The following is a 25053-nucleotide window of genomic DNA, read 5'->3' as shown; positions in this document are numbered from 1 at the left end:
GAACTACTGCTTGAATATATAAGGTGAAATCAAATACACGCCATAGAGCAAGACCACATACAGCGCGACATCGAACAAGGCCGGATGCCATACCAGTCGATAAAAGCCGACACGCGCCAATACCCGGCGCACAGCCCAGGACACGCCCAGCGTGATCAGCCCCAGCACTAATGGCCAGGGAAAATAAATGCCGTAAAAATTAAACTCGCCGATCATGATGCGCGGGCCGGCTGCAGAATGCCGGATTGATAGTCGGGGGCCTCGGGAAACAAGGCCCGGCGAACCCCGACCAGGGCCACGACGGCACGCTCGCGCGCGACCAGCGCGCCCGGGGACGCCGTGACACGCGCCAATGCGCGGTCGATGTTGTCGAGCAAGTTCGGGAAATCAGAGGCCTTGCGATGATGGGTTGAACGTTGACGGAAAAAATCGGCCAAGCCTTTCAATACTGGTCGAACACTGGGGTCAATAGCCGGCAGGATACGGCGGGCGCGCTGCAGTTCCGCAATATCATTGCCCACACGTAAATCTTTCAAGGCATCGTCGGCCAGGAGATCGTCTGCGCGCTTGGCCAAGGACAATCGCGGCTGCAGCATGCCGATCCGGTCCAGCATCCGCGCGGCGTAGGCCGAGCGCGAGGGCACCTGGTTGGCGCTGGCCAATGCCACCAGTTCTCTCCAGTTGGCGATCTGGATGCGGCGTGCGCCGCGATCGGCACTGATGGTACGGAAAATCGCGGCGATGATGGCTGCGGTCGCGACACCGATGATTTGTGCCGTCGTCGTATCGACAAACGACACCAGGTCGGCCGTGTTCGTATCGTGCAACGCAAGCGTGCCCAGAAAACCGAACAGCAATGCCATGATTTTGCCGGTGTAGGCCGGACGGGGCAGCAGTACACCCAGCGCCAATGCCACAGGCGCCATTACCAGCGCCAGCATTTCGAATGAATGGACTGCCGGCAAAATTCCCAACAGATACAGCGCCGAGATGGGGATCGAGTAAATGGTGTAGACGAGGAACTGCATGATGCCCGGCACGGGGTTGTCCTGCGCGGCGAAAAAGCAGCTGAAAATCGCAGCCATCATGACGGCAGTGGATCCGTTGGTCCATGACGTCTGGATCCAGAAAATGCAGCATACCGACACGGCCAAACCAGCAGCCAGCGCCGACAGGAAGGCCAGGCCATGGTCGCGGTGCATGGCCGAGCCGCTGCCAAAGCGGGCCTGGCGGCCCGACTGGCGGGGGACACCGGCCAGGCCGTCACGAATGTCGTGTCGCAGTGCCAGGCAGCGATCATAGCCGTCGACTAGTTCACGCAGTCGATTGACCAGACTGACCATCAGTACGTCGTGCCAATTGGAGGCAGGGCCGATCTCGGGGCTGAGCGCTGTCAGCGCGGTACGCAGCGTATGTGCTTGCGAGCGATCGGCTTTGGGGCCTGCATCGACCCAAGCGGCAATGTCCTGCAGGATCGCGTTGACCGCCTCGGGTAGCGGCTGCCCATCCTTTTGCAAAGCGTGCAAGCGATCGTCGACGGCTGACACCAAGGGCGTCAGCGCAGCGATCTGATCCTGCATGGCGCGCACCGCACCTGCCGTCCAGCGGATATTGCCGGTATCGAACGGGACGTGGGTAGACAGCATGCGCAGTTGCGACAGGTCTTCGGCCAGGACGCGGCGCTCTTTGCCACGCTGCACGGTTTCGCGATTGGTCAGGATGTCATGAACCCAGTTGCGCGCATCTCGTACGGTGGCGTCCAGCCGGGCCATCAACGGGCCGGCGATGCCGCGCGGGAAAATCAAGCTATGGGCCAGCGTTGCACATACGATGCCCAGACAGATTTCCTCGACCCGGGCGAGCGCTGTATCGAATACCGTCAAGGGATCGGTGACGCTGGGAAAGCCGATCATGGCGGCGGTGTAGCCCGCCAACATGAACAGGTACGAGCGTGGTGTGCGGTCGAGCACCGAGATATACAGGCACAGACCGATCCACAGCGACATGACCAGCACCATCAGCAGGGGCTGGTTGGACAGGCGAGGGACCAGATAGACAACGACGGCGCTGCCAAAGAACGTCCCACCAAGCCGGAAAACAGCCTTTGAGCGGACGGCGCCGGCCCAAGGCTGCGCTACGACATAGGCCGTCGTCATTGCCCAGAATGGACGCGGCAGCCCGATCGTGTACGACAGATAAAGCGCCGTGATGGCGCCTATGTAGCACTTGACCGAGAACAGCAGCTCGTTTCCATCGGGCAGTTTCATGGCCGCTGTTCCTTTAGTGCAGGAACGGCATCGTCGCGGCCTAGCGCTGTTTTTAACGTGTCGAACACCCGCAGGCACGCCTGCAGATCATCATGACTGACATCCCTGAAAATTTCGCGGCGCAGCTTGACCAGGACTCCCTCGACTTGCTCGCGCAGGGCATGGCCATCGGGAGTCAGATGGATGGTACGGGCACGGCGGTCGTTGGGGTCCTCGCGGCGTTCGATCAGGCCTGAGGAAACCAACTGGTCCAGCACACGGACCAGCGAAGGACCCTCGACGCCAAGGGCCTCGGCCAGCGCGCCCTGGCGTACGCCATCGCCCAGCCGGCCCGTCAGGATAACGGGCCAGGCGGTCGCCTGTGACAGGCCGTATTCAGACAGGGCGTTATCAGCTACGCTGCGATAAGCACGCGATAACACCATCAGGCTGGCGGTGGTGGCCATGAGGCAGGAGTCGGTGTGTGGATTCGGCATATTTGTATTGTATGCTATTTATTAGCATCCTATCAATATATTTGAGCGAAATGATTCGGACCGTACAGGAGCGCTATTGTGAACAAACCATCCTTACCCCGGCTCGGCGCGCAGAGCGTACTGTCCGGCCTTGCCGGCTGGCGGGCGCATGCCGAGCGTGACGCTATCCAGAAAAGCTTTCAGTTCAAAGACTTCAACGCCGCCTTTGGTTTCATGGCGCGCGTGGCCATGTATGCCGAGAAGCTCGATCACCACCCGGAATGGTTCAACGTGTACAACCGCGTCGACGTGGTGCTGTCCACCCATTCGGCTGATGGCGTGACCGAGTTGGATGTGCGCATGGCCCGTTTCATGGACGAGACGGCGATATCCATGGGAGCGGCTGCCGTGGCTGGCTGAAGGCCTCTCTACTGCGGCGCGCCTCGCTCTTCATTGCGCGGGACCGGAGCGGTTGTCATGTGATGGCGGGGCGCCGGTCAGGCAAGGCGCTATCAGGCCTGATCGCTGGCGATAATGATGAGTGCCCGTGCGGTCTTGCGGCCTTCGGCACACAGGCTGTGTGGCAGATAGCCGGGAAAACGCACGCTATCGTCACGCTCCAGCAGCACCGTGTGTTCCCCGAAATGCACGCGGACGCGGCCTTCCAACACAAAGATCAATTCATCGCCGCCATGGTGGGCCACCGTGCGCTCGCCATGCGTGCCGACCTCTACGACCATGACGGAGAGGCCGCTGTTGCTGGCCCCCATCGTGATGGCTTCATAAGTGTGTTCGCCCGGCTCTGTGCCTGACGAGCTCAATCGGTGCCGTTCGCTTGCGCGCACGATATGGATTTCGTCTTTGGGATCGGCCTCGCCGAGCAGAGCGGATAGTGGCGTCCCCAATACAGTCGCCACCGTGTGCAGCGTGCCGACCGACCCGAATTTTTCGCCACGTTCCAGGCGCGACAGAAATCCCTTGTCCAGGCCGGTTTGCTCCGCCAGTGCGGTCAGCGTCAATTTGCGCTGGCGTCGTGTTGCCCGGATACGTAGCCCCACTTGCTGAGCATCGGGGGGCGGGGCGGCTAGAGGCAGACGTTTGGGCGGCATGGAAAGGCGGCAACTATCTCGGGCGAAAACGCGATGATGCCACTTTTGGGCGCTGCGCACAGCGCGGACTTGAGGGTTTCCCCTTGTTGTTTATGTGGGCAATAATTTGTACTTTGGGCAACATGTTGCCTACAAGGCAAAGCAGACGAGATGGCCGGTACGCGTTGTCTCTCCCTGGAATGAACGGATATCAAGATGTCGGATTACGCTTTTCAAGATAAAGATGCCCTGCGCAGCCGTGTCGATCGCGAGATCGAATCGCGTGCGACACCTTCGGCGCATTGGACCTCGGCGCAAAAAATGGCCCTGGCTTGCCGGATGCTGGCAGCGCAAGGTCATTGGCATGGCGGCCTGGCTGGTCAGATCACTTCGCGGGGCGATGAGCCTGGCACGATCTGGACCTTGCCTTTCGGGATCGGCGCCGACGAGGCGCGTGCCAGCGAGCTGATTCTGATCGACGAAGACATCAATCCCCTGGACGGTAAATCGCTGCCGAACCCGGCCAATCGTTTCCACGCCTGGATTTACCGGCATCGCCCAGAGGTCCAGTGCATCGTGCATACGCATCCTCCGTCCGTGTCGGCCTTGTCGATGGTGGGCGAGCCGCTGGTGGTGGCGCACATGGATGCCACGCCATTCTTTGATGATTGCGCCTATCTGCCCGAGTGGCCCGGTTTGCCCATCGGCGACGACGAAGGCGAAATCATCTCCAAGGCATTGGGTAACAAGCGCGCCATCCTGTTGGCGAATCACGGTTTGCTCACCGCCGGCAAATCGGTCGAGGAAGCCACGGTGATGGCGATCTGGCTGGAACAAGTCGCCGCGCTGCAATTGCGCGCGCGGGCGATCGGGCCGGTCAATCCCGTGCCTGCTGACCGCGCACGCGAATCCCACGATTTTCTGGTCAAGCCCAAGATACTGGAACTGACCTTTGCCTATTTCGCTCGTCGCGCGTTGCGCGAGGCGCCTGACTGTCTCGATTAAGAGGAGCTTTGCCATGCAACGCCGCCGTTTCCTAACTTTGGCAGGGGCGGGTGGGGCCCTGTTGTCTGCGCCAGTCGTGGCGCAAGAGGCCCCCACCATCAACTGGCGTATGCCGAGTAGTTTCCCACGGTCTCTGGATACCGTATGGGGGGCTGCGGAATACCTGACGAAGCGGGTCTCCGATCTGACGGATGGGAAATTCACTATCCGGGGATTTTCCGCGGGCGAGATCGTGCCGCCGTTGCAGGTGCTGGACGCCGTGCAGAACGGTACGACCGAGTGCGGGCACACCGCAGGTTTTTATTACCTGGGCAAAGAGCCTGCCTTGTCATTTGATACAGGCGTGCCGTTCGGACTGACACCGCGCCAGCAGACGGCATGGCTATTGCATGGCGGCGGCGGTGCATTGATGGACGAGTTGTACGCCCGCTTCAATGCCTTGGCGATTCCTTGCGGTAATACGGGCGCGCAGATGGGCGGCTGGTTTCGCAAAGAGATCAAGACAGTCGACGATCTGAAGGGACTGCGGATACGTACGCCTGGCATGCTGAGCATGGTGTACGAAAAACTCGGCGCCATTCCGCAACAGGTGGCGGGCAGCGATATTTATCCCGCGATGGAAAAAGGGGCGCTGGACGCGGTCGAGTTTGTCGGGCCGTACGACGACGAGAAACTGGGCTTTGCCAAGGTCGCGAGCTACTACTATGGCCCCGGCGTCATGGAGCTGGGGGCCAATCTGTGCCTGGCGATCAATCGCGACAGCTGGGCCAAGCTGCCGCCTCGCTATCAAGAGGCATTGCGTGCCGCTAGCGCGATGGCGGCCGACGATTTGCTGGCCAAGTATGACGCCAACAATATCGTGGCGCTCAAGCGCCTGGTGGGGCAGGGCGTCAAACTAAAGGCGTGGCCGCGCGAGGTCATGCAAGCAATGCAAAGCGCGACCAAGCAGGTCTTGGACGACTATGCGGCAAAGAGTCCGCAGTTCGCCAAGGTCTTTGCCTCGTGGCGAGAGTTTCGGGCGGATCAACTGCTGTGGAACAGCGTGAACGATGGCGCGGCGGAAAACTATCTGATGGCAACGCGAGAGAAGGGCCTGTGACGAGGGCGCTTCAGGCCTCGCAATCCGCCCAGCAATTGGGCGTCTCGTACAGGCGGACACGGGTGAGGCGCAGTTGTGCGCCATAGTGCCCATGGTAGTGCGGCGCCAGGGTGCGAAAAACAATGCTGGCCAGGTTTTCGACCGTAGGGATGCAGTCGAGCACCACGGTCTTGTGGCCCGGCAGCGTGTCCAGAAAGCCGCGCACCGTCTCGTCGCCGCGATACACCAGAAAGGCATGATCCCAGGGGTCGACGATATGCTGCTTGGCGATGGATTTGATTTCTGAGAAATCCATCACCATGCCGTTGTCGGATTCCCCCGGCGCGTCGACGATATCGCCGGTGAGCGTGACCTCGAGGACATAGCGATGGCCATGCAGGTTGCGGCATTGGCTGCGATGATCGGGGATGCGATGCCCGGCATCGAATTCCAGCTTGCGAGTCACTGAGATCATCGCAAGCCTCGCTGGGCGTGAGGGGTCGTCATTAAGGAATGCCTATGTATTTATGGGTTTGCAGGCTGAGCCGCCATTGCGGGTGCTGCAGACAGTATTGAACGGCCTGTTCGGTGTTCGCGACGCGCGCCGGCCCATCCATGGGCTGCAGGAAAAAATGCTCGAAATCCAGGTGGGCGTAGGTTTCGGGCAATGCATTGGCTTGCGGGTAGACCAGCTTCAGTTCGTGGCCGCGTTCGATCACGACGGGCGCGGTGCCTTTCGGGCTGACGCAGATCCAGTCGATGCCTGGGGGCGGCGGCAGCGTGCCGTTGGTTTCGATGGCGACGGTAAAGCCGTGCGCGTGCACGGCCTCGAGCAAGGCCTCGTCGAGCTGCAACAGTGGTTCGCCGCCGGTGAAGACGACATAGCGGTCCTGGGTATCCGGGCCCCATGTCGCCGCGATGGTATCGGCGAGCAGGGCGGCCGTGGCGAATTTGCCGCCGCCCTCGCCATTGGTGCCGACAAAATCCGTGTCACAGAACGTACAGGCGGCACTGGCCCGGTCGGCCTCGCGGCCAGACCACAGATTGCATCCGGCGAATCGGCAGAACACGGCGGCACGCCCCGCTTGGGCGCCTTCGCCTTGCAGGGTTTTGAAGATTTCTTTGGCGGAATAAGTCATGCGAGAACGGCGGTGCCGATCTAGGGTAATCCAGTATTTTACCGGAGCCGGCTGCTGTCGCGCACGACCAGCTCGCATGGCACGTGATGGATGGTGGGTGCCGTGATTTCCTTGGCTGAATTTTGCAGAGCAGCCACCAGCGTGGCAGCGGCTTGTTTACCGATTTTGTACGGCTGCGTGCGTACAGTGGTCAGGCCGGGTTCGACAATGCTGGCCAGCGGGACGTCGCCAAAGCCCGCGATTGCGCAGTCGCGCGGGATGGATAGACCCAATGTCGGCGCGCGCAAGAGTGCTGTGAGCGCCAGATGATCGTGCGCAAAGATGACGGCCTGGGGGCGTTGTTCTGCGGGTTCCTGGGCCAATCGGGTCACGTGAGCCAAGCCCGCCGCGTAGTCATCGTCGGCAGCGACGCGCACGATGTCGCTGCTGAGTCCCGCCTGCCGCATGGCCTGTGAATAGCCTTGCGCCCGCCGCTCGGCGCGTGTGTCCTGCGCGCCGTGCGCTCCCTGCGCCATGGCAAAGCGAACGCGCCGCGCGCCTTGCTGCAGAAAGTGCTCAGCCAGCATCAGCCCCACATCGTGCTGAGAAAAACCGACTTGGTGATACGGGCGGCCTTCCAGGATTTCCCAGGCCTCTACGATAGGGATCTGCAAGGTCTGCATCAGGCTGTCGATGGCAGGGGAGTGATCGCCACGGGTCAATATGAGGCCGCTGGGATGCCATCCCACAAAGGCACGTATCGCGCGCGATTCGGTGTCCACCGAGTATTCGGTATTGGCCAATAGCAATTGCAGGCCTTGCGCCTCGAGCGCATCGGTCATCCCACGCACCATTTGGGCGAACGTAGGGCTGCTGACGTTCTGCATGATCGCACCGACAGGGCCACCGTGAGTCGAGGCGAGCCGCCGCGCGATCTGATTGGGGGCATAGCCGGTCTGGGCGATGACGGCATCGATGCGCTCGCGCAGTTTTTGCGAGACTTTATGCGGCGCATTGAAATAGCGGGACGCGGTGACAGACGACACGCCTGCCAGCGCGGCCACGTCATGAATCGTGTAATGGCCGAGTTTGGGGCGGGTGCGGGACCGTGGCTGAGATTCAGCAGAGGGGTCGGCCGCGTGGTCAGCGTCCAAAGGGGGCGGGGGTACGTGCGTCATAGGATCGAACTATACCTCTTGCATGTGCAAAATGATACCGGTACCATATAAAATGAAACCGGTATCATTTGACCGGGCCAGCAGATAAAACGACAACCCGCTGATCCCCCAGACAGGAGACAAACCATGATGATTTCGCGTCTAGGCCGCGCTGTTTTTTCCGCGATGGCGTTAGCCGCCGCGTCGCTCGCCCACGCGGCCGACTATCCCCAGAAGCCCGTCACCTTGGTGGTGCCGCAACCGCCGGGCGGCGCTGCCGATGCCGTTGCGCGCCCATTCGCGCAGGCCCTGGCCGCCCGCCTGGGTCAGCCCGTCGTGGTCGAAAATCGGGCAGGGGCCAACGGCAACATCGCTGCAGCCTATGTGGCGCAGCGTCCTGCTGATGGCTACACCATTTTCTATGGTTCCATCAGTACGCTGGCGGTCAATCCGCATCTCTACAAATCTCCGGGGTTTGATCCGTTCAAGGATTTTCAGCCCATCACGCTGACGAACCAGACGCCGAACGTATTGGTGGTCGGTGCGCAGACGCCTTACAAATCCGTGGCCGATGTGGTCAAGGCTGCAAAAGCCGAACCTGGTCAACTGGCGTTTGGTTCTGCAGGTAACGGCAACACCATGCATCTGACCGGCCTGCAATTCGAGGCGAGTACCGGAACCAAACTGGTGCATGTGCCGTACAAGGGCGGACCCGCGGCCCTGACCGATGTCATGGGTGGGCAGATCCCCATGATGTTCCATAATCTGTCGGCGGTGTTGCCGGTGGCGCAAGCGGGCAAAGTGCGTATTCTGGCGGTGGCCGACGAAAAACGTTCGCCGCTGGCGCCCGACGTACCGACGATGGCAGAGGCCGGCGCGCCTGGCACCGTACAGATCGCGTGGAGCGGCATGTTGGTTCGCAGCGGTACGCCGGCGCCCATCGTCGATCGGCTGCACAAGGAAATGGCCGCCATTCTCGCCACGCCGGAGTTTCGCAAACCGCAAGAGGCGCAAGGCAGTGAGATTCTGTCGTCCACACCGCAGGAGTTCGAGGCGCGTCTGAAAGCCGATTCCCAACGCATGGCCGAGGTCATCAAGGCCGGCAACGTCCACATCGATTGAAGTTTCTATTTTCCTATGCCTAGTCCTAATCTTTTCAAACGTGCCTTGCAGGCGCGGCAATCACAGATCGGCCTGTGGTCGACGCTGCCTTTTCCCATGGTGTCCGAGCTCATCGCGGGTGCGGGTTTTGATTGGCTGCTGATTGATACCGAGCACACGCCCAGTGATCCCATTGTGGTTCAGCAGCTATTGCAGGCCGTGGCCGCGGAACATGATCGGCCTGCATCCGCCGTCGTGCGGCCCGCGTGGAATGACACGGTGCTGATCAAGCGGCACCTGGATGTGGGGGCGCAGTCGCTGTTGCTGCCTTTTGTGCAGAACCGCGATGAGGCCGAGGCGGCGGTGGCGGCGACGCGTTATCCGCCGCGAGGCGTGCGCGGGATGGGAGGATCCATGCGAGGTTCGCGTTTCGGCCGCGACACGAATTACGTGCAAGAGGCCGAACGCGAGCTTTGCGTGTTGGTGCAGATCGAGACCATGGAGGCGTTGGATCAATTGGAGCAGATCGCTTCGGTTGATGGCATCGATGGCGTGTTCATTGGTCCCGCGGATTTGTCAGCCAGTATGGGCGTTCCTGGAGAGTTGCATCATCCCAAGGTGCGGGCAGCGATTGATAGCGCTATCCCCCGCATTCTCGCTTGCGGAAAGGCGCCCGGTATATTGATGCTGGACGAGCCTCGGGCGCGCGAGTGCCTGGATCTGGGCGCCTTGTTTGTCGCCGTGGCGACGGATCAGGTGCTGCTGCGCAAAGCCTGCGATGAGACGGCTGCCCGGTTCGCGAAACGCGGCGCCGATGTGACGCCTGCCACCTATTGACCTGTTCGACCTCAATCATCTGACCGTCCTCATGACCATACCCAAACGCAAGACACCAGAGACGCTGCGCAGCCACCGTTGGTTTGCCAGCGATGACATCCGCGGCTTCGCGCACCGCCAGCGCATGCAACAGCAGGGCCTGAACCGTGAGGAATTCATGGGACGGCCAGTGATCGGCATCATCAACACCTGGAGCGATTTATCGCCGTGCCACGCGCATTTGCGCGAACGCGCCGAGGCGGTCAAGCGCGGTGTATTGCAGGCGGGCGGCTATCCGCTGGAACTGCCCGCACTGAGTCTGGGCGAAGTCATGGTCAAGCCCACCACCATGCTGTACCGCAACCTGCTGTCGGTAGAGTGCGAGGAGTTGCTGCGCAGTCTGCCCATAGACGGCGCGGTGCTGATGGGAGGCTGCGACAAGACGCCGCCTGCCCTGGTGATGGGCGCGTTGTCGATGGACTTGCCCGTCATTTTCATGCCGGCGGGTCCGATGCTGAATGACCGCTATCGCGGCGAAGCCGTTGGGGCCGGCACGCATACTAAAAAGTTCTTTGCCGAGTACACCATTGGCGCCATCGACAAATCGCAATGGGTAGCCATGGAATCGCGTATGACGCGCAGCGTGGGGACCTGCAACACCATGGGGACGGCCAGCACCATGACCGCCATCGTCGAGGCCCTGGGACTATCGCTGCCGGGCTCGATGGCGATTCCGGCGGTGGATGCTGCACATACGCGCATGGCATGGCAGTGCGGCCATCGCGCGGTTGAAATGGTGTGGGAGGACTTGAAACCCTCGCGGATTTGCACGGCTGCGGCATTTCGCAATGCCGTGGTGACGTATGTCGCGCTGGGCGGTTCTACCAACGCCGCAGTGCATTTACCCGCCATGGCGGGCAGGGCTGGGATTGCGTTGAGTCTGGACGAGATTGATGCGATTGCGCGAGACGTTCCGGTGATCGCCAATCTTTACCCATCGGGTACGCGTTTGATGGAGGATTTTTTCTACGCGGGCGGTTTGCCGACGGTATTGCGCAAGGTCGCGGCTCATCTGGATCTGTCCACGCTGACCTGTACGGGCCGTACCTTGGGAGAAAACCTGGCGGACTGGCCGGAGGTCGAGGAGGACGGCACGATCCTGGATCCGGCCGCTCCGCTGAAACAGGGCGTGGGAGATTGTGCCGAGGCCGGTCTCGCGATGGCGGTGGTGCGCGGCAACCTGGCGCCCAACGGCGCCGTCATCAAGCCATCGGCGGCGAGCCCGCATCTGCTGCGCCATACAGGCCCTGCGCTGGTATTCGATTCGAACGCGGAAATGTTCGAGGCCATGGCAGACCCTGATCTGGATGTGGACGAAAACACGGTCTTGGTGCTACGTAACGGCGGACCTATTGGCGGGCCTGGGATGCCGGAATGGGGCAATCTGCCGATTCCTAAAAAGCTGCTGCAAAAGGGCGTGCGCGACATGCTGCGCATTTCCGATTCCCGCATGAGCGGCACGCACTATGGCACATGCGTATTGCATGTGTCGCCCGAATCGGCCATCGGCGGGCCGCTGGCGTTGTTGCGTACAGGCGATATGGTCCGATTGGACATCGGCGCACGCAGCCTGGATATGCTGGTGTCCGATGAGGAGCTGGCTGAACGCCGTCGCCAATGGTCGCCGCCGACTCAACCATATACGCGTGGCTTTACGCGTATCTATCAAAACGAGGTGACGCAGGCCCATCTGGGTTGCGACTTCGTCAGTCTGTCAGGTAATGACCCCACGCCGGAGCCCCCCATCCATTGATGCGTTCAGGTATTGCACTTGATCCGATAAGCATCAGAATGTGATCGATACTTCACAAAAACAGAAAATAACGATGAAATGTGATCTGTAGTTCTCATTTTGATCGAGAGCGGCGATGGATTCCTCTAGCGCCGCGCCGATTTTCTATTCATGTATCACATTCAAGACGACCTATACCTCGACGAGCGCGATATCGAGTTCGGCATGATCCGCGCTCAGGGAGCGGGCGGCCAGAACGTCAACAAGGTCTCCAGCGCAGTGCATCTGCGGTTTGATGTGCGGGCATCGAGTCTGCCCGATCACATCAAGGATGCGCTGTGCGAATTGCCGGATCGGCGCGTGTCGAAAGAAGGCATCATCGTCATCAAGGCGCAGGCTTATCGCAGCCAGGAAAAGAACCGCGCCGAGGCGCTGGAGCGTCTGGCAGAGATGGTGCGTGCGGTGGCTCGGCCAGTAAAAGCCCGGCGGCCAACGCGACCGACACGCGCGTCGCAGCAGCGCAGGGTGCAGCGCAAGGTATTACACGGCGAAATCAAGCGCCTGCGCGGAAGAGTGGCGGGAGACTAAGCTGCAGCTGCGGTTTATGCCTGCCAACTGAACGTCAAATCGCTATCGCCGACCGGCTCGCCGTCCGGACTGTAGCGGCGTTCGTGCAGTTCACCGCGGCCATCCGCGTGCAGGGCCAGCACAGTCGAGGCGCGGGTGCCGTAGTTGGGACTGACGATAAAGGGGCTGCTGAGCAGGCGTTCGCGGTCCAACGGAATACCGGTCGCAGGCAGGTCCGCGTCGTCAGCGGGCGTGCGGTCAAAGAGATTGGCGTAGAGTGCGGCGACGTCGGGTTGCGGCGTGGCCTGCAATATGCGTTCAAAGCCGATCCTGGTGCGCGTGAGTTTAGGCCAGGGCGTATCCAGCAGATGATTCGAGAGGGCGTAGATCCCCGGTGGCAGCGCACGCGGTGCGCCGTCGCGATTGCTGAGATAACAGGCGCCGGCGATATCGCCTACGATCAGGTTGAATCCGTTGTAGTGGGCATCGCGCTCATGCACCGCGGCGAGATAGTCTGCCGGACGCGCATCGCTGCGTAGAAAGTCTTCGACCAATGCGCCACGGGACGGGGCGTCGTTCAGCAGGTGTTGCGGGTCGCGAAAATTGGTGACGATGGCGTAGCGGCCGTGTTCGTTCACGCCCATCCAGGTGCCTCCTGCGCGCAGATCGCGACCCGCATAGATGCGAGGCTCGCCCGGCCACATTGATGCCGCTTGCGTCGGGCGTTCGTGAAACTCATCGCGATTGGCGGCAATGAGGACGGGAATGCCGGTGAGATGATGCAGGGCGAGGACAGCGAGACACATGGAATGATTCAGTGAGATGAAGGAGTCAGCATGCCACGTCAAGCATGCACAAAAGTCGCCTGTACCGGCTGAGCCAGAAGAAAATAATCTTCTGTGCGCATGACGATGGATGCGTCCAATCGCCCCGCATTGAAGACAATTTCGTCATGCCGTTCGCGCAGCGAAGGGTCTACCAATAGCGATAGTTCCTCGTTGAACGAGAACGGAGGAATGGCGCCGATCTCGCAGCCCGTGAGTTCGCGCGCGAGGTCTTGCGAGGCCAGCGAGGCCTTTTTACCGCCAGCGGCTAACGCAATCGCGGCCAGATCGGCCTGTTTATCGGCCGGAAAAACCGCCAGGACATTTTTGCGCTGGTTAGACGTGATCTTGACGCGGCACACCAGCGCCTTGGCGCCTTGGCTGACGGCCGTGCCGCGGATGACGGCGACCTCTTCGGATTTGCCTGCGGGCTCATGGCGCAAGAGGCGATAGGAAATCTGGTGATCGGTCAGCAGAGTTTGCAGTTGCTGAAATACATCCATGGCAGGTGAGCGGTGCGATAGTCGACCCCGAGATAATACGCCCTCTCAATGGGGCGGGCTATCGAGCGGGCCGGGTAGGGCAGCGTTGATCTCGCTCATCAGTTGCAGCAGATTCGATACCACACGGGACGTTTCGTCGCGGCGCGTGGCTAAACCAAGTACGGCTCTGGGCCAGGATGAGTCCAGAGGGCGATAGGTGACACCCGTTGGTTGCATGCAGCGCATGGAGGCTGGAATAACGGCGATGCCCATGCCGGCGGCGACCAGATTGACAGCGGACGACAACTGCGGTGCGCGCTGTCCGATGCTGGGGTTGAACCCGTTTTGGCGGCAGGCGGAAATGATGTCGGCGCTCAGGCCATAGCCCGATTTGCGGGCATAGATGATGAAGCGTTCTGCGTGCAGATCCCGCAGTTGCAGGCTGGTGTGGGCGGCGAGGGGATGGTTGTCTGGCAGAACAACCACGAGCGATTCCTCGGCAAGCTTTACAAAATGAATGCCGCGGGCCACGGAAAAAGGCGGCCGTACAAACACGGCGTCGATCGTCTTGTCACCGAGAGAGGCGATCAGTGACTCGCTATCGCTTTCCTCCAGGCTGACTTCGACCTCGGGATGCCGATGTTGGTACAGACTGATGGTGTGCGTCACCAGATCGTTAAAGGACGCGGACTCGGTGAAACCGATGCGCAGCACGCCGGCCTCGCCACGCGCGGCACGCTGTGCCGTGTGCAGAGCATCATCCACGCGCGACAAGATATCGAGGGCGCGTTCCAGGAACACTTTGCCGACGCTGTTGAGCACTACGCCACGCCCGACGCGGTCGAACAGTGGGGCGCCTATTTCCTTTTCCAGCTCGCGTATCTGCTGGCTCAGGGGAGGTTGAGCAATACCCAGTTGCTGCGCGGCGCGGGTGAAATGTTCCGCCTGCGCGGTGGCAACGAAGTAACGCAGATGGCGTAGTTCCATATTGGTACTTATAAAGTATGAATTATCAGTTTTCAATATATTAGACGTAATGATTCGGCCGCGCCATAATTTGCGCCGTGATCGAGATGGCCCGTTGTGCGGGATAGCGTCGGGTTGGCCATTCAGACTTAAATGACGAGGAATAGAAAATGAAAGCGACGCAGCAGTTGCGGCAGGCATTGACGACGGGCAAGACCTTGGTAGCGCCGGGCGCGTTTGACGGGCTTTCGGCGCGTTTGGTCGCGATGGCGGGTTTTGATGCTGTCTATGCCNGCGGCGGGGCGATCGCCCGCGCCGCCGGGGTGCCCGATCTCGGGCTGCTGAGTTTTACCGAGGTGATGGACAGGGTCGAGAAAATCGTCGAGGCCAGCGGCTTACCGGTGATCGCCGATGCCGATACGGGTTTTGGCGGATCGGCCAACGTCGAGCGTACTGTGCGCGTCATGGAACGTGCCGGCGTGGCGGCTTTCCATCTGGAGGATCAGTCATTTCCCAAACGTTGCGGCCATCTGGACGACAAGAGTCTGGTCGACACAGACGAAATGGTGCGCAAGATCAAGATCGCCCGGCAGACTCTCACTGATCCGGATTGCCTGGTGATCGCACGCACTGACGCCATCGCCGTCGAAGGCTTTGAATCCGCACTGGTGCGCGCCGAGCAGTACGCTGCTGCTGGCGCAGACATGTTGTTTGTCGAGGCCCCAGAGACCATCGAGCAGATCCGCGAGATCGCGCGCCGGATTCCGGGCCCCAAGCTGATCAATATGTTTTACGGCGGCAAGACGCCGTTGGTGCCTGTCGATGAATTGTCGGCCCTGGGCTATCAGATCGCCATCATTCCATCCGATTTGCAGCGTGCTGCCATCTACGCCATGCAGACCACCTTGCAGGAAATCAAGCGCAGTGGTGATAGCAGCGCGTTGGCTGCGCAACTGACCAGTTTCAAGGAGCGCGAGCAGATCGTTCAAACCAGCCGGTATCTCGATCTGGACAAGCTGTAAGTTGTAGACCCGAGGGCGAGTTCACGATGAGCATCGCTCATGCGGGAGGCTGGCCTCGGCTACATTGAGATGTACTGACAAACGGCGCGGGAAACGGCGCCGTTTGTCATCGTCGTATCTCATCTTCCGTATTTCACCGCTCGTACGCGGAGGATCTACGAGTAGGTGTTATTTGTCGAGACGATAATGCGCCGCCGTGTGCATGAAAGCCTCTAATGTCGCGCGTTGCCAGGCGGCGTCATGGCCCAGTTCTTCCGCCAGAATGCGCGCGACTTCGGGGGCTGCGAGGACGGCGGCTTCGCTATCGAGGAACAAGGCGCGGTTGCGCCGAGCGAGGACGTCTTCGGCGGTGCGCGCCAGCTCGTGTCGCGCAGCAAAGCGCACGTGAGCCTCTGTCAGGCCGCTGGCGCCGACCAGCACATGATCGATGCCGGGCAGGGCACGCAGCAGCGGCAGATCCGTGCCGTAGTAGCTGTCGGGCGTGCCATGGGCCGGTTGATGCGCGGACGGCGAGGCCGTGGTGTTGCGCGTTGCGTCGGCATGGGAGCCGGTGCTCGAGCCCGCAGACAATGTTGCCCCCGTACTGGCCCGGCCAGGTTGTGCTCCCACCGGGTTTGCGCCATGCAGGGGTAAATCCGCGGTTCGGCAATGCGCCTGAGGCAACAGCTGATGTTGAATGGCGGTGTCGATGACGTCCTGAGCCATCCGGCGGTACGTCGTCCATTTGCCGCCAGTGACGGTGACCAGGCCGTTGCGCGACACCAGGATCGTGTGTTCGCGCGACAGCGTTTTTGTCGCGGTCTCGCCGGTCGCCTTGACCAGCGGACGCAGGCCTGCCCACACGCTCGTCACATCCGCGCGCGTGGGTTTGCGGCTGAGATAACGGGCCGCCGTTTGCAGAATGAAATCGATGTCGGCGTTCGACGCGACGGGGTCCAACGGCAGATCGTCGCGCGGCGCATCGGTGGTGCCGACGATGGTATGGCCATTCCATGGAACGACAAAAAGCACGCGGCCATCGTCGGTCTTGGGAATGAGGATGGCTTTGTCTCCCGGCAGAAAGTCGCGCGGCAGCGTCAGATGCACGCCTTGGCTGGGCGCCACCATGGTCTGAGCCTGCGGGTCATCCATGCGGCGTACGCTATCGACCCATACGCCGGTAGCGTTCACCACACAGCGCGCACGCACGGTGTATTCCGTACCGCTGAAAACGTCCTGCACGATCACGCCTTCGATGGCGCCTTTACTCTCACGGACATCGCTGCCGCGCAGCAGGCCCGCGGCACGTACGTAATTGATCGCGGTGCCACCCAGATCGAACAAGGTGCGCATTAACGCTATCGCCAATCGAGCGTCATCGAATTGGCCGTCGTAATACAGCACGCCGCCTCGCAGACTGCGGCCGCTCACGTCCGGGGCAATGGTGCTGGCCGCGGCCAGGGTCTCTTTTTTTGAGAGCCAACGGCTGGGCGCCAAATTGAGTTTGCCGGCCAGCATGTCATACATCTTGAGCCCGACGCCATAGAATGGCTGATCGAATAAACCGTAGGCCGGCACGACAAACCCCAGGGGCCACACCAAGTGCGGTGCGTTGCGATTAAGCAGCCCGCGTTCGTGCAGGGCCTCGCGCACCAGGCTGATATTGCCTTGTGCCAGGTAACGCACACCGCCGTGTACGAGTTTGGTGGCCTTGCTGGATGTCCCTTTGGCGAAATCCTGACCTTCGACCAGTAACGTGCGGTAGCCGCGTGATGCGGCATCAACCGCAGTCCCCAGCCCGGTGGCACCCCCGCCGATCACGACCACATCCCAGGTCGCGTTGTCATTCAGGGCGCCCAATAGGGCATCGCGACGGGGAATGGCTTTGGGAACGGGGGCGGTGTTCATGGTGTTTTTATCGGTTTGGGCAAAGAGGGGAAATGGTGCATAAAGCGCTATGGCCGCCCGCGGTGGGAGCGAGGGGCTGTGGGGGCATCGGCGGCTGCACGATGTTGAGAGGGCTCAGAAAATCCCGTCGCCATCTGGACGCCGTCATGTGCGTTCGTGCCTGAGTCGCGGACGTCAGTGTCCCTGCCTGAGGGGCTCGCCTCAGCAGCGCTCATGCTGCCCGTATTCGAGGGATCTGCGTCCAAAGCATTTGCGTCCGCTTCGGCGATCACGCAGCGCACGCCGGATTCCTGCAGTACCTGTGCCAGGGGTGGCTGGGGATAGGCGTCTGTAAAGAACCTGTCGATCTGCGAAATATGCGCCAGCTCGACCATGGCTTGCCGTTGGAATTTGCTGCTGTCGGCCGCCAGCCAGACCTCGCGCGACTGATCGATGATGCTGCGCGCAACGCGCACTTCGCGAAAATCGTAATCGCGCAGCGTACCGTCGGCCTCGATGCCGGAAATGCCGATGAGGCCGATATCGACCTTGAACTGGCGGATGAAGTCGATGGTGGCTTCACCGACAATGCCCCGGTCGCGCGGACGCACAACGCCGCCCGCGATGATGATTTCGCAGTCGGGGTTGTCGGACAGGATATCGGCCACGTGCAGGTTGTTGGTGATGACGCGCAGGCCCCGGTGATGCAACAGCGCGCGGGCGATGGCCTCGGTCGTGGTGCCTATGTTCAGAATCAGCGAACAGCCATCCGGGACGGCTTTCGCGACGGCCTGGGCGATGCGCTGCTTGGCCTCGGCATGCAGGCCCTGGCGCTTGCGGTAGGCGATGTTTTCGATGGTGGACGACTCGATGCGTACGCCACCATGAAAACGTGACAGGAGGCCGGCCTCAGCCAGCAGATTGACATCGCGCCGCACGGTCTGCAGTGTGACGTCAAAATGCCGAGCCAGGGACTCGATGCTGGCCGACCCGTGGGAACGGACGAGTTCTACCAGTGCGCTTTGGCGAGGATTCAGGATCATTTCTGTATATTAAAACAACAAAAGCGAAAAATAATGACGCACTGCAAGATTGTTTTTCTTTCGTTTGTTAGGTAAAACGCAAAAAAGCAAAAATACAACGAAAACGCAGCGAATCCGTGATCCGGAGGAGAGCAATGCAGTTGACGCTGGACCAGGTCGCTCTGCAGGAGGGGGCGCAAACGCATCTGTATCCGATGAGTTTGGCGCCAATTCCCGGGGCAATGACCGTATTGCTGGGGGTGACCCTGGCCGGCAAGACCTCGCTGATGCGCCTCATGGCCGGGCTGGACCGGCCGACCTCGGGGCGGGTGCTGGTCGACGGGGTGGATGTCACCGGGGTGCCGGTACGCCGCCGCAACGTGGCCATGGTGTACCAGCAATTCATCAACTATCCGTCGATGTCGGTGTACGACAACATCGCCTCGCCGCTGAAGCTGCGAGGCGCGGCAGACATCCGGGCCCGGGTTCATGCGATGGCCGAGCGCTTGCATATCGAACATTTGCTGCAACGCTATCCGGCCGAATTGTCGGGTGGTCAACAGCAGCGTGTGGCGTTGGCGCGGGCGCTGGCCAAGCAGGCGCCGCTGATTTTGCTGGACGAGCCGCTGGTCAACCTGGACTACAAGCTGCGCGAAGAGTTGCGCGACGAGCTCGGCAGTCTCTTTGCCGAAGGGGAGTCGACCGTGGTGTACGCCACGACCGAGCCGGCCGAGGCCTTGTTGCTGGGCGGCTATACGGCGGTGATGGATGCGGGCGAGTTGCTGCAATACGGCCCTGCGGCAGAGGTGTTTCACAAGCCGGCGTCTTTGCGGGTGGCGCAGGTGTTCAGCGACCCGCCAATGAATTTATTTGCTGCACAGCGGCAGGACGGCGGCATCGTGTTGCAGGGGGGCATAGTGGTGGCGGAGCGTGTGCCGGACAGCAGGGGGCAGGCTGCGCTTGCCGCAGGCTCGCCGGCTGACGCAGGCGCCGGCGCGCGTGATTTCGTGCCGGGCCAGAACCCCGGTGCTGGCCGACCTGCGACAGCCGCGCAGCCGCATGCCGGCACGGGCCAATCCGAAATGACGGCAGGACTGCGGGCAGGCGCCTTCAGTGTCGAGCCGGTCGCGGGCCGGGTGGCGTTGCAGGGCACAGTAAAGCTCGCGGAGATTTCCGGGTCGGATACCTATGTGCATGCCCAGACGGCGGCGGGGCCCGTGGTCGCGCAGTTGGCAGGCGTACACCGCTATCAGTTGGAGGATTCGTTGACCCTGTATTTCGATCCTGCGAGTTTGTACACCTTCGACGCGGCGGGCCGGTTGCTGGCGGCCGGTAATCCGGCGGGGGCTGCCTGATGGCCGCGATCGAACTGGATTTGGCTCATGCGTATGTCAGTCATCCCCAATCGGATGACGATTACGCGTTATTGCCCTTGCGTTTTACGTTTCGCGACGGCGGCGCCTATGCCTTGCTCGGGCCATCGGGTTGCGGCAAGACGACGCTGCTCAATTGCATTTCCGGTCTGTTGAAACCGTCGCAGGGCCGCATTTTGTTCGACGGCCGCGACGTGACGGGGATGACGCCGCAGCAGCGGAATATCGCTCAGGTGTTTCAGTTTCCAGTGGTGTACGACACGATGACCGTAGCGGACAATCTGGCTTTTCCGCTGCGCAATCGCGGTATGCCCGAGGCCCATATCCGGGAACGCGTCGGCCGCATTGCCGAGATGCTGGACATGTCCGCGCAATTGAATCGTCGCGCGAGTGGACTGAGCGCCGATGCCAAGCAAAAAATCTCCCTGGGCAGGGGACTCGTGCGTAGCGATGTATCCGCGGTGTTGTTCGACGAGCCCTTGACCGTCATCGACCCGCATCTGAAATGGCAACTGCGGCGCAAGCTCAAAGAGATTCATCAAGAACTGAATCTGACGCTGATCTACGTCACGCACGATCAGACCGAGGCGCTGACGTTTGCTGAACAGGTCGTTGTCATGTCGCGCGGCAAGGCCGTGCAGATCGGCACACCTGAGGATCTGTTCGAGCGTCCCGCGCATACGTTTGTGGGGAATTTTATTGGCTCACCGGGAATGAATTTTTTGCCGGCGCAATGGCGAGACGGTGTCTTGACGGTCGGGACCAGTCGCCTATGGGACGGCCATGTCGGTTGGGCACCAGACAGGGCAGCACGACTGGCAGACGCTGGCGAGGTCCGATTGGGCGTGCGGCCAGAATATTTGCACCCTTGCGCGGCCAGTACACCCGGGGCCGTGCCTGTACGGGTCTCGCGAGTGCAGGACCTGGGGACCTATCTGCTGCTGAGCGGCGAGTTCGAGGGCACCCTGTTGCGCGCTCGTGCGCGTGCCGGCAGTGCGGTCGCGGTGGGCGATACGGTGTGGCTGCCTTTGCTGAATACGCACACGTGCTTCTACCGGAACGAGGAGCTGCTGACATGAAACCGATTAATCAGCGTGCCTGGCTATTGGTGTTGCCGGTGGTGATATGCGTGGCGTTCTCGGCGATTCTGCCGCTGATGACGATCGTCAATTATTCGGTGCAAGACATTCTGTCGCCGGACCGGCGCGTGTTTGTCGGCACGGAGTGGTATGCGGCGGTGCTGCAGGACGAGGAGTTGCACAGTGCCTTGCTGCGGCAGATCGGTTTTTCCCTGGCGGTGCTGGCCATCGAAATTCCGTTGGGCATTCTGTTGGCCCTATGCATGCCAGCCACGGGGTGGCGCGCATCTGCGGTGCTGGTGATCATTGCACTGTCGTTGTTGATCCCATGGAACGTGGTCGGCACGATCTGGCAGGTATTCGGGCGCACCGATATCGGCCTGATGGGCGCCGCGCTGACGTGGTTGGGCGTGCAGTATCAATACACGGGTGATCCGCTGGATGCCTGGCTGACGGTGCTGGTCATGGATGTGTGGCATTGGACGCCGTTGGTGGCGTTGCTGTGCTATGCCGGGCTGCGTGCGATTCCCGAGGCGTACTACCAGGCTGCCCGCATCGACGGCGCCACGCGGTGGGCGGTGTTTCGCTATATCCAGTTGCCCAAACTGCGCGGCGTGCTGATGATCGCGGTGCTGTTGCGTTTCATGGATAGCTTCATGATTTACACCGAGCCCTTTGTCTTGACCGGTGGCGGGCCAGGCAACGCCACGACGTTCCTGTCGCAATACCTGACACAGAAAGCGGTGGGCCAATTTGACCTGGGGCCGGCGGCGGCATTTTCTATCGTGTATTTCCTGATTATTTTGCTGCTGTGCTTCGTCCTGTATAACTGGATGCAGCGCGCTGGCACGGCCACGCAGGAGGACGTTCATGGATAACCGAGGCCGAGCCTGGCGTACAGGCTTTCTGTTGCTGTATCTGGTGTTCGCCATCCTGCCGCTGTATTGGATGTTGAACATGTCGTTCAAGACCAATACCGAAATCGTCGGGGCCCTGACCCTATGGCCGCGTGATTTCACCTTTGAACACTATCTCACCATTTTCACGGACTCGGCCTGGTATTCAGGCTATATCAATTCCCTGATTTATGTGGTGATCAATACCTTGATCTCGTTGGCAGTGGCGTTGCCCGCCGCCTACGCGTTTTCTCGTTATCGCTTCATCGGCGACAAGCATGTGTTTTTCTGGCTGCTGACCAATCGCATGACGCCGCCGGCGGTGTTTCTGTTGCCGTTCTTTCAACTGTATAGCTCGCTGGGGTTGATGGACACGCATCTGGCGGTCGCGTTGGCGCATCTGGTGTTCAACGTCCCGCTGGCCGTGTGGATCCTGGAGGGCTTCATGTCCGGCGTGCCGCGCGAGATCGATGAAACGGCCTATGTCGACGGTTATTCGTTCCCTCGGTTTTTCCTGACGATTTTCTTGCCGCTGATCAAATCGGGCGTCGGGGTGGCCGCGTTCTTCTGCTTTATGTTCAGCTGGGTAGAGCTGCTGCTGGCGCGCACGCTGACGTCGGTCAATGCCAAACCCATTGTGGCGACGATGACGCGGACGGTGTCGGCATCCGGCATGGACTGGGGGGTGTTGGCCGCCGCAGGCGTGTTGACCATCGTGCCCGGCGGCATTGTGATCTGGTTCGTGCGGCATTACATCGCAAAGGGCTTTGCGATGGGCCGGGTCTAAAGGAGCGCGCACCATGTTTCAGTGGATGGTATGGACTACGCCGGTTGCGGTGTTCTTCATTTGCATCGTGCTCATGCTGGCCGGTATGACGGTATGGGAATTGAAATCGCCGACGCGATTGCGTAAAGGCTTTTTGCCTATGGCCACGACGCGCGGCGATCGGCTTTTTATCGGTCTGATGGTGATGGCCTGGATCAATCTGGCCTATGTCGGTTTTGGCGAACATTTCATGGAATGGTTCGAGTTGGATGATCCGCCGACATTGTGGATCAGTTTCGCAATCTCGCTTGTGGCGCTGGCCTGGATCATGCGCAAGGGTTGAATAAAAACAGCAGGGAACCGACCGTCGGCCGAATTCTTCCCAGGCCCAGGTCCGCAGCATAACGGGAAGTTATTTCGAGGAGATGGGGCATGAAATTGCGTATGCGGACGATGGCCGTGGCCATCGCGTTGATCGGGAGCACGACGGCCTGGGCCGGCGCTCCCGAGGCAGAAAAGTGGGTGAATTCAGAATTCCAGCCATCGACCTTGTCCAAGGACAAGCAAATGGCTGAAATGCAGTGGTTCATCGACGCGGCAGCCAAACTCAAGGCCAAGGGCGTCAACGAAATCAACGTGGTGTCCGAGACGATCACGACCCACGAATATGAGTCGAAAACGCTGGCGCGCGCCTTTACGGAAATCACCGGCATCAAGGTCAATCACGATCTGATCCAGGAAGGCGACGTGGTCGAGAAACTGCAGACCTCGATGCAGTCGGGCAAGTCTATTTACGACGGCTGGATTTCCGATTCCGATTTGATCGGCACGCATTATCGCTATGGTGCGATTCTGCCGCTGTCCGACTATATGAGCGGGGACGGCAAGGAATGGACCAATCCCGATCTGGATATCAAGGATTTTATCGGCACGAGTTTTACGACTGCGCCTGACGGCAAACTCTATCAATTGCCCGATCAGCAGTTTGCCAACGTGTATTGGTTCCGTGCGGATTGGTTTGCGCGGCCAGACCTGCGCGAGAAATTCAAAGCCAAATACGGCTACGACTTGGGCGTGCCCACAAACTGGTCGGCCTATGAGGATATAGCCGATTTCTTTACCAATGATGTGAAAGAACTCGACGGCAAGAAGGTCTATGGCCACATGGACTACGGTAAAAAAGACCCGTCGCTGGGCTGGCGCTTTACCGATGCGTGGCTGTCGATGGCGGGCGCCGCTGACAAGGGGCTGCCAAACGGAATGCCGGTAGATGAGTGGGGCATTCGCGTCGCTGACGATAAATGCACGCCGGTGGGCGCGTCGGTCGAGCGGGGCGGGGCGACTAATAGCCCGGCCGCGGTCTATGCGCTGACCAAATACATCGATTGGATGAAAAAATACGCGCCGCCGCAGGCGATGGGCATGACGTTCTCTGAATCGGGGCCCGTCCCGGCGCAGGGACATATTGCACAGCAGATCTTCTGGTACACGGCCTTTACCGCGGATATGACCAAGAAGGGCCTGCCTGTGGTGAACGAGGATGGCACGCCGAAATGGCGCATGGCGCCATCGCCGTATGGCCCGTATTGGAAAGATGGCATGCAAAACGGCTATCAGGACGTGGGCTCGTGGACGTTCTTCAAGTCCACCGATCCGAATCGCCTGGCTGCCGCATGGCTCTATGCGCAGTTCGTGAACGCCAAGACCGTATCGTTGAAAAAGTCCATCACCGGGCTGACCTTTACGCGTGACAGCGATATACACAGCGATTACTTCACGAAAAATGCGGCCAACTATGGCGGTCTGATCGAGTTCTATCGCAGCCCGGCACGGGTGGCATGGACGCCTACCGGCAACAACGTACCCGACTATCCCAAGCTGGCTCAACTGTGGTGGAAGAACGTCGCCACGGCCGTCACGGGCGAGCAGACACCGCAAAAAGCCATGGACAACCTGGCAGACGAGATGGACAAGGTGATGGCGCGTCTGGAACGCGCGGGGATGGCGCAGTGCGCACCGAAACTCAACAAGAAGAGCGATCCGTCCAAGTGGCTGTCGGACGAACATGCGCCTTGGAAGAAGCTGGCCAACGAAAAACCACAAGGCCAGACCATTCCGTACGATCAACTGCTGCAAGCCTGGAAAGAAGGCAAGGTACGTTGAGTTGACTGAGGCAGGAAGCCGCGGTGGGACATTTTTTCCGCCGCGGTTGCTGGCTGTGGCATGCGTAGTGTGGCGTTCTTTTGACGCAGGAGNTCGGCGTGTAAAAGCCCCGCCGGGCCTATCGCANNGACTCGGCCCATGACCAGGGGC

At 60.6% G+C, this 25053-nt stretch carries 25 protein-coding genes and 2 pseudogenes; 15 read left to right on the top strand and 12 right to left on the bottom strand.

The window, feature by feature from the left end:
* Positions 1–3 precede the first annotated feature (3 nt).
* Genes ACNA0I_RS17675 through ACNA0I_RS17665 form a run of 3 tightly spaced genes read right to left on the bottom strand, consistent with a single transcriptional unit; the run spans position 4 to position 2713 of the window.
* Complete coding sequence (locus ACNA0I_RS17675) at positions 4–216, bottom strand: DUF1656 domain-containing protein (RefSeq protein ID WP_415807317.1); 213 nt, start codon at positions 214–216, stop codon at positions 4–6.
* Positions 213–2267 carry an FUSC family protein gene (locus tag ACNA0I_RS17670; RefSeq protein ID WP_415807316.1) on the bottom strand — a complete coding sequence of 685 codons (2055 nt, stop codon included), beginning with the start codon at positions 2265–2267 and terminating at the stop codon, positions 213–215. Before ACNA0I_RS17670 ends, ACNA0I_RS17675 begins: the two co-directional genes overlap by 4 nt.
* Positions 2264–2713 carry a MarR family winged helix-turn-helix transcriptional regulator gene (locus ACNA0I_RS17665; protein WP_415807315.1) on the bottom strand — a complete coding sequence of 150 codons (450 nt, stop codon included), beginning with the start codon at positions 2711–2713 and terminating at the stop codon, positions 2264–2266. The genes ACNA0I_RS17670 and ACNA0I_RS17665 overlap by 4 nt, the downstream gene beginning before the upstream one ends.
* Positions 2714–2821: 108 nt before the next feature.
* Between ACNA0I_RS17665 and ACNA0I_RS17660 the strand changes: the two genes are divergently transcribed.
* Positions 2822–3142 carry a 4a-hydroxytetrahydrobiopterin dehydratase gene (locus ACNA0I_RS17660; protein WP_415807314.1) on the top strand — a complete coding sequence of 107 codons (321 nt, stop codon included), beginning with the start codon at positions 2822–2824 and terminating at the stop codon, positions 3140–3142.
* Positions 3143–3234: 92 nt separating this feature from the next.
* Here the strand turns inward: ACNA0I_RS17660 and ACNA0I_RS17655 are convergent, their stop codons facing one another.
* Positions 3235–3831, bottom strand: a complete 597-nt coding sequence (locus ACNA0I_RS17655; protein WP_415807313.1) for a helix-turn-helix domain-containing protein — start codon at positions 3829–3831, stop codon at positions 3235–3237.
* 195 nt (positions 3832–4026) lie between these two features.
* On the opposite strand from ACNA0I_RS17655, the gene ACNA0I_RS17650 reads away from it, so the two are divergent.
* A complete protein-coding gene (locus ACNA0I_RS17650; RefSeq protein ID WP_415807312.1) occupies positions 4027–4815 on the top strand; it encodes an aldolase in 789 nt (262 codons plus the stop codon).
* 13 nt (positions 4816–4828) lie between these two features.
* Positions 4829–5914: a TRAP transporter substrate-binding protein gene (locus tag ACNA0I_RS17645; RefSeq protein WP_415807311.1), complete on the top strand. Its 1086-nt coding sequence runs from the start codon at positions 4829–4831 to the stop codon at positions 5912–5914.
* Between the two features lie 10 nt (positions 5915–5924).
* Here the strand turns inward: ACNA0I_RS17645 and queD are convergent, their stop codons facing one another.
* The 3 genes from queD to ACNA0I_RS17630 are packed head-to-tail and all read right to left on the bottom strand — an operon-like array spanning position 5925 to position 8189.
* Entirely contained in the window at positions 5925–6368 is a 444-nt protein-coding gene (gene queD / locus ACNA0I_RS17640; protein WP_415807310.1) for a 6-carboxytetrahydropterin synthase QueD, read from the bottom strand.
* Between the two features lie 31 nt (positions 6369–6399).
* Positions 6400–7032 carry a 7-carboxy-7-deazaguanine synthase gene (queE, locus tag ACNA0I_RS17635; protein ID WP_415807309.1) on the bottom strand — a complete coding sequence of 211 codons (633 nt, stop codon included), beginning with the start codon at positions 7030–7032 and terminating at the stop codon, positions 6400–6402.
* 38 nt (positions 7033–7070) lie between these two features.
* Positions 7071–8189: a LacI family DNA-binding transcriptional regulator gene (locus ACNA0I_RS17630; protein ID WP_415807308.1), complete on the bottom strand. Its 1119-nt coding sequence runs from the start codon at positions 8187–8189 to the stop codon at positions 7071–7073.
* Between the two features lie 126 nt (positions 8190–8315).
* Between ACNA0I_RS17630 and ACNA0I_RS17625 the strand changes: the two genes are divergently transcribed.
* From ACNA0I_RS17625 to arfB, 4 genes are all read left to right on the top strand, one after another.
* Positions 8316–9290: a Bug family tripartite tricarboxylate transporter substrate binding protein gene (locus ACNA0I_RS17625; protein ID WP_415807307.1), complete on the top strand. Its 975-nt coding sequence runs from the start codon at positions 8316–8318 to the stop codon at positions 9288–9290.
* Positions 9291–9305: 15 nt separating this feature from the next.
* Complete coding sequence (locus ACNA0I_RS17620; protein ID WP_415807306.1) at positions 9306–10106, top strand: HpcH/HpaI aldolase family protein; 801 nt, start codon at positions 9306–9308, stop codon at positions 10104–10106.
* A gap of 31 nt (positions 10107–10137) precedes the next feature.
* On the top strand, positions 10138–11898 hold the full coding sequence (locus tag ACNA0I_RS17615) for an IlvD/Edd family dehydratase (protein ID WP_415807305.1): 1761 nt from the start codon (positions 10138–10140) through the stop codon (positions 11896–11898).
* A gap of 150 nt (positions 11899–12048) precedes the next feature.
* Positions 12049–12465: an alternative ribosome rescue aminoacyl-tRNA hydrolase ArfB gene (gene arfB, locus ACNA0I_RS17610; RefSeq protein ID WP_415807304.1), complete on the top strand. Its 417-nt coding sequence runs from the start codon at positions 12049–12051 to the stop codon at positions 12463–12465.
* 14 nt (positions 12466–12479) lie between these two features.
* Here the strand turns inward: arfB and ACNA0I_RS17605 are convergent, their stop codons facing one another.
* Genes ACNA0I_RS17605 through ACNA0I_RS17595 form a run of 3 tightly spaced genes read right to left on the bottom strand, consistent with a single transcriptional unit; the run spans position 12480 to position 14737 of the window.
* Positions 12480–13250, bottom strand: a complete 771-nt coding sequence (locus ACNA0I_RS17605) for an NRDE family protein (RefSeq protein ID WP_415807303.1) — start codon at positions 13248–13250, stop codon at positions 12480–12482.
* A gap of 38 nt (positions 13251–13288) precedes the next feature.
* Positions 13289–13771, bottom strand: a complete 483-nt coding sequence (locus tag ACNA0I_RS17600; protein ID WP_415807302.1) for a YbaK/prolyl-tRNA synthetase associated domain-containing protein — start codon at positions 13769–13771, stop codon at positions 13289–13291.
* 45 nt (positions 13772–13816) lie between these two features.
* Positions 13817–14737: a LysR family transcriptional regulator gene (locus tag ACNA0I_RS17595; RefSeq protein ID WP_415807301.1), complete on the bottom strand. Its 921-nt coding sequence runs from the start codon at positions 14735–14737 to the stop codon at positions 13817–13819.
* A gap of 149 nt (positions 14738–14886) precedes the next feature.
* Between ACNA0I_RS17595 and ACNA0I_RS17590 the strand changes: the two are divergent.
* Positions 14887–15009, top strand: a pseudogene (locus ACNA0I_RS17590) (isocitrate lyase); the annotation flags it as partial.
* A 1-nt stretch (position 15010) separates the two neighbouring features.
* Positions 15011–15738, top strand: a 728-nt coding sequence (locus ACNA0I_RS17585) for an isocitrate lyase/PEP mutase family protein (protein WP_415807300.1), incomplete at its 5' end; no start/stop codon positions are given.
* Positions 15739–15906: 168 nt separating this feature from the next.
* Here ACNA0I_RS17585 and ACNA0I_RS17580 read toward each other — a convergent pair.
* Positions 15907–17625: a glycerol-3-phosphate dehydrogenase/oxidase gene (locus tag ACNA0I_RS17580; protein ID WP_415807299.1), complete on the bottom strand. Its 1719-nt coding sequence runs from the start codon at positions 17623–17625 to the stop codon at positions 15907–15909.
* 236 nt (positions 17626–17861) lie between these two features.
* A pseudogene (locus ACNA0I_RS17575) lies at positions 17862–18647 on the bottom strand (DeoR/GlpR family DNA-binding transcription regulator); the annotation flags it as partial.
* 134 nt (positions 18648–18781) lie between these two features.
* Here ACNA0I_RS17575 and ACNA0I_RS17570 point away from each other — a divergent pair.
* From ACNA0I_RS17570 to ACNA0I_RS17545, 6 genes are all read left to right on the top strand, one after another.
* Positions 18782–19981, top strand: a complete 1200-nt coding sequence (locus ACNA0I_RS17570; protein WP_415807297.1) for an ABC transporter ATP-binding protein — start codon at positions 18782–18784, stop codon at positions 19979–19981.
* Complete coding sequence (locus ACNA0I_RS17565; RefSeq protein WP_415807296.1) at positions 19981–21078, top strand: ABC transporter ATP-binding protein; 1098 nt, start codon at positions 19981–19983, stop codon at positions 21076–21078. The genes ACNA0I_RS17570 and ACNA0I_RS17565 overlap by 1 nt, the downstream gene beginning before the upstream one ends.
* The gene (locus tag ACNA0I_RS17560) at positions 21075–21956 is read left to right on the top strand and encodes a carbohydrate ABC transporter permease (RefSeq protein WP_415807295.1); all 882 of its coding nucleotides are present in this window, start codon (positions 21075–21077) and stop codon (positions 21954–21956) included. Before ACNA0I_RS17565 ends, ACNA0I_RS17560 begins: the two co-directional genes overlap by 4 nt.
* Entirely contained in the window at positions 21949–22761 is an 813-nt protein-coding gene (locus ACNA0I_RS17555) for a carbohydrate ABC transporter permease (protein ID WP_415807294.1), read from the top strand. The genes ACNA0I_RS17560 and ACNA0I_RS17555 overlap by 8 nt, the downstream gene beginning before the upstream one ends.
* 13 nt (positions 22762–22774) lie before the next feature.
* Positions 22775–23083 carry a DUF2160 domain-containing protein gene (locus tag ACNA0I_RS17550; protein WP_415807293.1) on the top strand — a complete coding sequence of 103 codons (309 nt, stop codon included), beginning with the start codon at positions 22775–22777 and terminating at the stop codon, positions 23081–23083.
* Positions 23084–23172: 89 nt separating this feature from the next.
* A complete protein-coding gene (locus ACNA0I_RS17545; protein WP_415807292.1) occupies positions 23173–24903 on the top strand; it encodes an ABC transporter substrate-binding protein in 1731 nt (576 codons plus the stop codon).
* Positions 24904–25053 lie beyond the last annotated feature (150 nt).

Origin of the sequence: Bordetella muralis, from assembly GCF_965139205.1 — a bacterium.
Lineage (GTDB): Bacteria > Pseudomonadota > Gammaproteobacteria > Burkholderiales > Burkholderiaceae_B > Bordetella_A > Bordetella_A muralis.
Note: the sequence above shows the minus strand (reverse complement) of the source record. Positions and strands in the feature narration are given on the sequence as shown.